Origin of the sequence: Sphingomonas elodea ATCC 31461 (assembly GCF_000226955.1) — a bacterium.
Classification (GTDB): domain Bacteria; phylum Pseudomonadota; class Alphaproteobacteria; order Sphingomonadales; family Sphingomonadaceae; genus Sphingomonas; species Sphingomonas elodea.
On the sequence record NZ_AGFU01000086.1, the window covers coordinates 1 to 8,371 of the forward strand.

6 protein-coding genes are annotated in these 8,371 nt (G+C 68.0%); 1 reads left to right on the plus strand and 5 read right to left on the minus strand.

Annotation, left to right across the window (positions count from 1 at the left end):
* The 5 genes from KK7_RS21170 to KK7_RS0118265 all read right to left on the minus strand — a co-directional run.
* Window positions 1-509, minus strand: a 509-nt coding sequence (locus KK7_RS21170; protein ID WP_010546080.1) for a TonB-dependent receptor plug domain-containing protein, incomplete at its 3' end; no start/stop codon positions are given.
* A gap of 121 nt (window positions 510-630) precedes the next feature.
* Complete coding sequence (locus KK7_RS0118250) at window positions 631-3,006, minus strand: glycoside hydrolase family 31 protein (RefSeq protein WP_010546081.1); 2,376 nt, start codon at window positions 3,004-3,006, stop codon at window positions 631-633.
* On the minus strand, window positions 3,003-4,259 hold the full coding sequence (locus KK7_RS0118255; protein WP_010546082.1) for an MFS transporter: 1,257 nt from the start codon (window positions 4,257-4,259) through the stop codon (window positions 3,003-3,005). The genes KK7_RS0118250 and KK7_RS0118255 overlap by 4 nt, the downstream gene beginning before the upstream one ends.
* An 87-nt stretch (window positions 4,260-4,346) precedes the next feature.
* The gene (locus KK7_RS0118260; RefSeq protein WP_010546083.1) at window positions 4,347-5,129 is read right to left on the minus strand and encodes a DeoR/GlpR family DNA-binding transcription regulator; all 783 of its coding nucleotides are present in this window, start codon (window positions 5,127-5,129) and stop codon (window positions 4,347-4,349) included.
* Window positions 5,129-6,655: a glycerol-3-phosphate dehydrogenase gene (locus KK7_RS0118265; RefSeq protein WP_010546084.1), complete on the minus strand. Its 1,527-nt coding sequence runs from the start codon at window positions 6,653-6,655 to the stop codon at window positions 5,129-5,131. Before KK7_RS0118265 ends, KK7_RS0118260 begins: the two co-directional genes overlap by 1 nt.
* A gap of 116 nt (window positions 6,656-6,771) precedes the next feature.
* Between KK7_RS0118265 and glpK the strand changes: the two genes are divergently transcribed.
* A complete protein-coding gene (glpK, locus tag KK7_RS0118270) occupies window positions 6,772-8,256 on the plus strand; it encodes a glycerol kinase GlpK (RefSeq protein ID WP_010546085.1) in 1,485 nt (494 codons plus the stop codon).
* Window positions 8,257-8,371: the final 115 nt, after the last annotated feature.

The following is an 8,371-nucleotide window of genomic DNA, read 5'->3' on the forward strand; positions in this document are numbered from 1 at the left end:
CCGTACAGCGTGCTCTGGGGCCCGCGCAGCACTTCGATCATCGCCACGTCGGGCAGGTCGGTAAAGGCACGCGCCTGGAAGGCCAGCGGTACGCCGTCGACGGTTACCGCCACCGACGATTCCACGCCGATGCCGAAGGCGAAGGTACCGACGCCGCGCAGCGAGACGTTGGAGTTGACCGGATGCTCCGCCGGACGGATGGTGAGCGACGGCGCGACCTTGCCCAGATCCTGGAAATGGCGAACCCCCTGCGCTTCGAGCTGCGCCGGCGTCACCACCTGCACCGCCAGCGGCACGTTCTGGATGTTCTCGAAACGCTTCTGCGCCGTCGTCGTGACGATGATCTCGACATCTTCCTGCGCCGTCTTGGCGGCAGACTGGGCCGCGGCAGCCCCGGCGGCAGCCGTGCTGGTAGCGGCCGGCGCTTCGGCGGTTTGCGCGTGCGCACTACCGGCCATGCACGCCGCGATCAGCGCAACATGCGCTACGGACAAGTTATAGCCCTTCATTTACACTCCCCTTGTGCCCAGGTTCGACCCTGTTTCCTAATGTAGATCGCTCGATAATAGGTTAATGCAGATTCCCCGAAATTTCGTGAAAACCCTGACCTTAACTGCAGACTGAGCGGAATTACGTATCCTGTGGCAGTAACGTCACAGGTACGGAGAGCCCCTCTTCGAGCGCCACCGGCACGTCGTTATTGCTGCGCAACGAGATGGTAACGCGTTGATCTTCCGGGACCGCGCCGTCGATGGAGACCCGCAGCACGATCCGCGACGCATCGGCGTGGCCTTCCACGATCCAGCGCGTGACGCCGCCCGCTCCGTCGCCGGCATCCTCGAGCGCTTCGCAGCGGAAAGGCCCTTCGCGCGGCGGGAAAAGCCACAGGCCGCGCTGCATCGGCTGCGGCCGCCAGCCACCTTCGGCGCGATCGACCAGCATCGCAGCGCCGGCCCGCGCGAACAGCGGCGGAGGCCCGTCGAGCGGCGCGGCAACGGTGACCCAGGCACCGCCGGCAAAGGTCTCGCCGCTCCACACATGGGTCCAGTCCGCACCCGCCGGCAGATAGAGCCGCCGTTCGGTCGCGCCCTGCTCCACCACCGGCGCGGCGAGCAGGTTGGGGCCGAGCAGATGCTCGTCGCACTCCTCCCAGCACTGCCGATCCTGCGGGAATGCCGCCCAGGTCGGCAGCACCATCGGCGCATATTCGGCATGGTAGCGCAGCAGAAGATCGTAGAAGAAGGGCACCAGCCGCTGGCGAAGCCGCATCAGCGCCTGGATCGCCGGGAGCGCTTCCGGGTACATCCAGGGCTCGTTCACGGTGCGATCGTCGTTCCAGCTGTGGATGCTGAAGCGCGGCATCAGCACGCCGGCCTGCACCCAGCGCACCAGCAGTTCCGCATCCGGCGCGGGGCCGGCAAAGCCGCCCACGTCGTGCCCGCTGTTCGACACGCCGGAGAGCGCCAGCCCCAGCGCCATGCGGGCGTTGTAGCGCAGCGTCTTCCACTCGGTGCGGTTGTCGCCGGTCCAGGTCTGGGCATAGCGGTGCAGGCCCGCCATGCCGGCGCGCGTCACCACATAGGGGCGCTCGTCCGGCCGCGCCTCGATCTGGGCGCGGCGCGAGGCACGCATCATCAGCAGCGGCTGCACCGGGCGCATCGCCGCCGCCGGCAGGGTCGTGCCGAAGCCTGCGAAGCGGGCACGGGCGTCCCACACCTCATATTCGTTATTGTCGTTCCAGGTGGAGCGGATGCCCTGATCGAGCAGCGCGGACTTCACCTGGTCGCGCCACCAGGCGGCGGCTTGCCGGTTGGTGAAGTCGATATAGCTGCCGACCTCGTCCCAGAACTGCGCCTCGACCGGCTGGCCGTCCGCATCGCTGACGAAATAGCCTGCGGCGGCGACCTCGTCATAGCGCGGATGGCTGCGCAGCAGCGCCGGCTTGATGTTCGGCACCAGCTCGACGCCCGCCTGCGCATAGCTGGAGACGAATGCCTTGGGATCGGGGAACTTGTCCCGGTTCCAGTGGAACACATAGCGCTTGTCCCCGATCGAGGTGTAGCCCGAGGACAAATGGAACGAGGTGCAGCCGATGTCATGCTCGGCGAGCTTCTCCAGGAACCCGGCCATCTGCACCGCCGCGTCGGGCGCGTCGGTATAGGTCATGGTCGAGCCCGAATAGCCGAGCGACCAGCGCGGCATCAGCGCCGGGCGGCCGGTGAGCCAGGTGAAGCGCCGGGTCACCGCCAGCGGATCGGGGCCCGCGATCATCCACAGGTCCAGATCGCCGTGATCGGCGGCCATGTGGCGATAGGGCCCGTGATAATTGTCCAGCTCGCGGCCGAAATCGAACGCCATGTCGGCGACGCTATCGTAAAAGGCGCCGTGGCAGCGCCCTTCGCCATCGGCCACCAGCACATAGGGGATCGACTTGTACTGCGGATCGCTCGTCTCCGCGTCGTAGCCCATCGGATCGAGATTGGTCAGGCGGAAGCTGCGACCGGCGCGGTCGGCATCGCCGGTGCGGTCCCCCAGACCGTAGAAGCGTTCGCCCGCGCGGCGTGCGACATAATGGTGTGCCTTGCCGTCCCACCAGCCGAAATCATAGGCGTGGGTCGAGCGATCCTCGGCCATCGGCACCCAGGCATCGCCCGCGCGCTGCTCCCAGCGGCAGTGCAGCCCGTGCAGCCGCACGGTCAGGCGGATGCGGGCGGTCTCGAGCAGCAGCTGCTCGGCATCGTGGCGAAGCTGGTACCCCGGGCAGGTGAAGCCGGAGACGTCCAGCCGATCGCGGCCGGGCTCCTCGATATCTGCCTGCCCCGGCGCGATCGCCCAGCTCGGCGGGCTGGTGACCGTGCCGGTGGCCAGCAGCAGCAGGCGGACGATATCGTCTTCGAGGACGAACAGGTGCGCGACGGCGCCGGTATCCGATTCCAGCGTGATCCGCCCCTGCCCCTCCCCGGCAAGCGCGAAGCGCGGGGGATCGGAAAGCGTGGCGCGTCTCATTTTGCAGGCTCCGGAAGACGAAGATGGCTGAGGCCGGCGATCAGCACGACCGCCCCGATAATGTCGAACACGGACAACATGCCGAACAGCGGCCCATAGCCGACCGTGTCCGCCAGCTGCCCGATCAGCAGCGAGAAAAGGAGACCGCCGGTCCAGCCGGCCTGACCGATGAAGCCGTTGGCCGCGCCGACCTCCTCGGACGTGAAGACATCGGCGGAGAGGGTGTTGATCAGCACCGAGATCACCTGGTGGGCAAAGCCACCGATGCAGAACAGGGCAATCGCGGTGTAGGGGCTGGCGGCGAGACCGATGCACCCCGGCGCGATCATCAGCACCGCGCCCAGCGCCACGCCGGTGACGCGAGAGGGAATCAGCTTCATGCCGAAGCGCTGGACCAGGATAGGCGACAGATAGCCGCCCAGCACCCCGCCCAGATCCGCAGCCAGAAAGGGCAGAAAGGCGAACAGCGCGATCTGCTTCAGATCCATCCCGCGCTCGCTCGCGAGATACAGCGGGATCCAGAAGCTGAAGGTCTGCCAGGCGGGTTCGGCCAGGAAACGCGGTACCGCGATGATCCAGAAGCGCGGGGTGCCGAGGATCTCCCCCGCCGAGGCACGGCGACCGAGCGGCTTGGGCCGTCCCTCGGCGATCAGCGCCTGTTCCTCCGGGGTGATCGCGGGATGTTCGGCCGGACTGCGATAGAAGGTCCACCAGCCGAGCGACCAGAGTAGCCCCACCGCGCCGGTGACCACGAAGGCCATGCGCCAGTCCGCCCACAAGGTCACGAAAGCGACGACCGGCACCGCCAGCGCCGAGCCCAGCGACGTGCCCGCATTGAACCAGCCTACCGCCACCGATCGCTCGCGCGCCGGAAACCATTCGGCGATGGCCTTGATACCCGAGGGGATCGCCGCGGATTCGAACACGCCGAGCAGGCTGCGGAAGAAGACCAGCGCGATCCAGCCGCCGACCAGCGCGTGCAGCATGTTGGCGATAGACCAAGCCGCGCCGAACAGCGCGAAGCCCGCGCGCAGCCCGATGCGATCAACGATCATCCCCGCGATCGGCTGCATCACCGTATAGGCAAGTTGAAAGCCGCCCACGACATAGCTGTACTGCTGGGTGGACATGTGAAGCACGGTCTTCAGCTCGGGGGCGAGCACGCCCAGCGAGTTGCGCGCCAGATAATTGGCGATCGTGCCGACACAGATCAGCCCGACGATCCACCAGCGAAGATGGGCGACACGCCGCATAGCTTCCCCTGCCCTCCCTGCGCGGCCTTTCCCCCGGCCGCCTCGCTTTACTTCGTCAGACCATCGTGCGCCGTTTGGCCTGACCAATCAAGTCTCGGTTTCGTGCACCTGCACGCGTTCGGCGGCGCATATCGCCGCGATATCGGCCTCTACGAGGCGATCGGTGACCAAATGATCAACGATGCCCATCTCGGCGATACGGACCGGCGCGGGGCGCCCGAACTTGGTCTGGTCAGCGGCGAGGATCACACAGCGCGCCTGCTCGATGATGGTCTGCGACACGCGCACTTCGTCCATGTCGAAGTCGAGCAACGTGCCTTCCGCATCGATCGCCGAGGCACCGATCAGGGCATAGTCGAGCTTGAAGCCGCGCAGGAAGTCCATCGCCAGTGCACCCACCACGGCGCGGTCGCTTGCCCGCACCCGGCCGCCGGCGACGACCACCTCGATGGTCGGCACGCCCCCCAGAATATCGGCGACATTCAGGTTGTTGGTGACGACGAGCAGGTGGCGATGATGCACCAGCGCGCGCGCGATCGCCTCGGTGGTCGTACCAATATTGATGAACAGGCTCGCCCCGTCCGGCACCAGCGCCGCCGCCGCCACGCCGATCGCCGCCTTGGCACCGGCGGCCACCTGCCGGCGCGCCTCGCGATCGAGGTTGTCGACGCCCGACGTCACGACCGCACCGCCATGCACGCGCGAGAGCATCGCGCGGCTCGCCAGCAGATTGAGGTCGCGGCGGATGGTCTGGGGCGTCACGTCCAGCGCGACGGCGAGCGAATCCACCGTCACGCTGCCCGTGCGGCGCGCCAGTTCCAGGATGCGCTGGTGGCGATGCGCCACCAGATCGGGCTGTTCGTCGCCCATCAGGCGGGCTGCACCTGCGGACGCGCCGCGCGCGCCAGATATTCCTCCAGCCGTTCGGCCGTACCCGGCGGCACGTGCAGGCCCAGCTTGCTGCGACGGTAGAGAATATCCTCCGCCGTCACCGCCCATTCATAGGCGCGCAGATACTCGACCTCGCGCACCGTCAGCCCGCCGCCCAGATCGGCGCCGAGATCGAACGTCGTCGCGGCATTACCGAGCAGCGCCTCCACCCGCGTGCCATAGGCCCGCGCCAGCCGGCGCAGCAGCGGGGCCGGCAAGCCGGGCCGCGCCCGCTGCAGGCTGGCGACGAAGCGATCGAAGTCGCCGTCGGGCAGGTCCCCGCCCGGCAGCACCGCCCCCGCCGTCCAGGCTCCGCCGCGGTTCGGGAAGAAGCGCGCCAGCTCCGCCATCGCGTGCTCGGCGAGCTTGCGATAGGTGGTGATCTTGCCGCCGAAGATGCTCAGCATCGGCGCGCGGGCCTCGTCGCCATCAAGATCGAGCACATAGTCGCGGGTGACCGCCGAGGCATTGCCGGCCTTGTCGTCGTAGAGCGGTCGGATGCCGGCATAGCTCCACACCACATCGGCCTCGCTCGGCGGATGCGCGAAATAGCGCGCGGCGGTTTCGAGCAGATAGCGGGTTTCCTCGGCGCTGATCTGCGCCTTGCCGGGGGCGCCTTCCCATACCTCGTCGGTGGTCCCGATCAGGGTGAATTCCCCCTCATACGGCACGGTGAAGACGATCCGCCGATCGGGGTTCTGCAGCATGAAGGCGTGGTCGCCCTCGTACAACCGGGGCACGACCAGATGGCTGCCCTTCACCAGCCGCAACCCGCGATCGGCGACGACGTCGGGCACGCGACCCAGCACGTCCGCGACCCAGGGGCCGGCGGCATTGACCAGGGCACGCGCCCGCACCGTCTGCTCGCCCGCACCGTCGGCGATCGTCGCCACCCAATCGCCGCCCTCGCGCCGCGCACCGGTCAGCGCCGTGCGGGTGCGGATCACCGCGCCCTTCTCCGCCGCGTCCATCGCGTTCAGCACGACCAGGCGGCTGTCTTCCACCCAGCAGTCCGAATAGACGAACGCCTTTCCCTTGGCGGTCTTGAGGCCGCGCCCGAAGGGGGTATGCGCCAGCTTCACGGTTTCGGTACCCGGCAGCTTCTCGCGCCCGCCGAGATGGTCGTAGAGGAACAGCCCCAGCCGCACCATCCAGGCCGAGCGCGGCGACTGGGTCTGCGGCAGCACGAAGCGCAGCGGCCAGATGATGTGCGGCGCCATGCCCCACAGCCGTTCGCGCTCGATCAGCGCCTCGCGCACCAGGCGGAACTCGCCATATTCCAGATAGCGCAGCCCGCCATGGATCAGCTTGGTCGAGGCCGAGGAGGTGTGGCTGGCCAGATCCTCCTTCTCGACGAGCAGCACGGAGAGGCCCCGCCCCGCCGCATCGCGGGCGATGCCGGCGCCGTTGATGCCGCCGCCCACCACCAGCAGATCGAAACGCTCGTCGGAATGCGCGGCAGCCATGGTTCGCCTCATGTTCGTTCTTTTTCGTTTATAGCAAAGCGAACATGAAAACGAAAGCGTTGACGTTCGAGCGAAAATCTACGAGCGTCCAAACGAACACTGGAGGGGATTTGCGCGTGGACCGGACTCACATTCTCGCGATCGATCAGGGGACGACCTCGACGCGCAGCGTGATCTTCGATTCGGCCGGCCGCCGCGTCTCCACCGCCCAGACCGAGTTCGAGCAGCATTATCCGGGCCAGGGCTGGGTGGAGCATGATCCCGAGACGATCTGGCACGACGCGCTGACCACCGCGCGCGAGGCGCTGCTGAAAAGCGGGGTCGGCGTGGCGGGAATCGCGGCGATCGGCATCACCAACCAGCGCGAGACCACGCTGGTCTGGGACCGCGCCACCGGCGAAACGCTCCACCGCGCGGTCGTGTGGCAGGACCGTCGCACCGCCGATCGCTGCGCCGAACTGAAGGCGGAAGGGGTGGAGGCCGAGGTTCGGGCCCGCACCGGATTGCTGGTCGATCCCTATTTCTCGGCGACCAAGATCGGCTGGATCCTCGACCATGTGCCCGGCGCGCGGGCGCGGGCCGAGCGCGGCGACCTCGCCTTCGGCACGATCGACAGCTTCCTGCTCTGGCGGCTCACCAAGGGCGCGGTGCACGCGACCGACGTGACCAACGCCGCGCGCACCAGCCTGTGGAACATCCACAAGGGCGAATGGGACGCGGAGCTGTGCCGGCTGTTCGGCATTCCCATGGCGCTGCTGCCGGAGGTACACGACAACGCCCATGTCTATGGGATGGCCGACCCCGAATGGTTCGGCGTGGCCGTTCCGATCGCGGGCATGGCGGGCGACCAGCAGGCGGCGCTGTTCGGCCAGTGCTGCTTCGCGCCAGGCACTGCCAAATCGACCTATGGCACCGGCTGCTTCCTGCTGCTCAACACCGGCGACAAGGCGGTGACCTCCGAGCACCGGATGCTGACCACCCCGGCCTATCGCATCAATGGCCGCACCGCCTATGCGCTGGAAGGCTCGATCTTCGTGGCGGGGGCGGCGATCAAGTGGCTGCGCGACGGCATCGGCGTCATCACCCATGCCCGCCAGACCAACGACATGGCGACGCGCGTTTCGGACAGCCACGGCGTCTATATGGTCCCGGCGTTCGTCGGCCTCGGCGCGCCGCACTGGGATCCCGAGGCACGCGGCGCGATCTTCGGGCTGACGCTGAGCGCCACCCAGGCGCATCTCGCCCGCGCGGCGCTGGAGGCCGTGGCCTACCAGACCTATGACCTGGTGCAGGCGATGGTGCGGGACGGCGGCACGCGCCCGGCGATGCTGCGCGTCGATGGCGGCATGGCGGCGAACGACTGGCTGTGCCGCTTCCTCGCCGACATCCTCGACGTCGCGGTCGAGCGGCCCGACGATCTGGAGACCACCGCGCGCGGCGCGGCGTTCCACGCGGGACTCGCGGTGGGCCTGTGGTCGGGGCTGGACGAGCTTTCGGCGATCTGGTCGCGCCAGGCCTGTTTCGAGCCGGCGATGGCGGCGGACCACCGCACCACCCTTCTCGCCGGCTGGCACGACGCGCTCCGGCGGACGCTGGGGTAACCACAACTTCAGCCCCTCCTCCTGGGAGGAGGGTTTGGGGTGGAGGGATACCAGAACGCCTGTTGGTCTCTGTGAGACACAGCCCCACCCCAACCCCTCCCCTGAAGGGGAGGGG